This window comes from Actinomadura sp., assembly GCF_044508335.1.
GTDB lineage: Bacteria > Actinomycetota > Actinomycetes > Streptosporangiales > Streptosporangiaceae > Spirillospora.
In genome coordinates this window covers 28561-30092 of the sequence record NZ_JBIQHY010000057.1, presented here as the reverse complement: position 1 = coordinate 30092, position 1532 = coordinate 28561, and the positions used below count along the sequence as shown (strand labels likewise).

Annotated in this window: 2 protein-coding genes; both read right to left on the bottom strand. The window is 72.1% G+C overall.

Going from position 1 to position 1532, the window contains the following annotated elements; genetic code table 11:
* Positions 1-170 precede the first annotated feature (170 nt).
* Positions 171-959: a DUF427 domain-containing protein gene (locus ACIWVC_RS19885; protein WP_396449246.1), complete on the bottom strand. Its 789-nt coding sequence runs from the start codon at positions 957-959 to the stop codon at positions 171-173.
* A gap of 75 nt (positions 960-1034) precedes the next feature.
* The coding region (locus tag ACIWVC_RS19880) for an erythromycin esterase family protein (RefSeq protein ID WP_396454414.1) at positions 1035-1532 on the bottom strand (498 nt) is incomplete at its 5' end.

Sequence of the window (1532 nt, the reverse complement as noted above, 5' to 3'; positions counted from 1 at the left end):
TGCTCGCCCTCCGTGCTCGCCCTCCGTGCTCACCGTCAATTGAACTGTAAACCGGAGAGCCTCTCCTTGGGCACCGCGAGAACCCCGTGGCGGGGGTCACACGCAGGCGCCCGGCGGAGGTCCGCCGGGTAACGGGCGGGACTGCCCGGCCTTCCCTTATGCGCCGGCCCTTATGCACTGGGCGGCCGCTGCGACTCGATGGTCAGCGCCTCGTGGTCGAAGCACAGGTAGCCCGCGATCTTGGTCGCGTCCTCCAGCGGCTCCTCGTAGGACCAGGCGGCGTCCTCGGCGCCCTCCAGCGACCAGTACGACGCCTCCCCCTTGTACGGGCAGAACGTGCGCTTCCGGCTCCGGGTCAGCAGCTCGCGGCGGACGTCCTCGGCCGGGATGTAGTACCGGTTGGGCAGCCCGGTCTCCGACAGCACGAGCGGATGCTCGGTCTCCGCGACGACCTCCCCGTCCCGCAGCACCCGGACGTGCCGGCGGGCGCGGCGCGCGTCGACGCGGTGGAACGGGTCGCGCAGGTGCCCGTGGACCTCCTCGTCCTCGTCGTACCAGGCGTCCAGCGGCTTCCAGTAGAACGCCATGTAGCCGCGCAGCCACGCCGCCTCGGGCTTCGGCTCCGGATACGCCCACACCGCGTTCTCCGCCTCGCGGTCGCCGACCCGGATCGTCCAGTAGGCGGCGTCGCCCTTGAAGGGGCAGTGCGTCGTGTGGTCGGTCCTCACCAGCAGGTCGGTCCGCACGTCCTCCTCCGGGACGTACAGGACGGGCAGCAGGCCCGTCTCATGCAGGAGCTGCCCGTGCTCGGTGTCGAAGACGATCTCCTCCGCGAACCAGGCGTGCACCCGGCGCGGGAACTCGTGCATGAACAGCCGGTGCTTCGGCCCGTCGATCGTGAAGTTGACCTGGTCGCCGGGCGAGCCCGCGAGCGGCCCCGGCCGCATGGTCAAGGACATGGGGACTCCTCACACTCGGGTCATCGCGCCCGGAGGGCCGTCGCACGCCGGACGACCCGCGATCCCGGACGGCCCTCAGACTCCAGACGGCATCGTCTCAAGTTCACCACGGCGGGCCGCCTCCAGGTGGAGGGGAATGAGCGCGGATGTGGCCCGGAACCAGCACAGCGCGTCGTACCGGTCGGCGAGCCTGGTCGGCATGTAGTGGCGCGGGTCCCGGTCCGGGTCGTAGACGACGCCGATCGCGCGGTGCCCGAGCGTCCGGGTGAAGAACCCGGGCTTGTCCGGTTCGGGCGGCACGATGAACATCCCGCGGTCGAGCTCCGACTCCGCCAGCACCGCCTCCAGCGACCCGTGGGCCGGCGGCGGGACCTGCATGATCTCCATCTGGCCGCCCCAGCGCGGCGCGGCGACGACCTCGCCGGGGCCGCCCGCGAACCCGACCACGACGACCCGGTCGCGGCCGTGCCGCTCCCGCGCCAGCTGGCCGAGGTTGATCATGCCGGCGGCGGCCATGTCGGTCGCCCGCGCGTCGCCGACGTGGGTGTTGTGCGCCCAGACCACCGCGCGGCC

What these genes read in the sequence shown, in the direction of transcription:
- ACIWVC_RS19885 (WP_396449246.1), bottom strand. Translation starts at nt 959, where the DNA reads ATGTCCTTGACCATGCGGCCGGGGCCGCTCGCGGGCTCGCCCGGCGAC.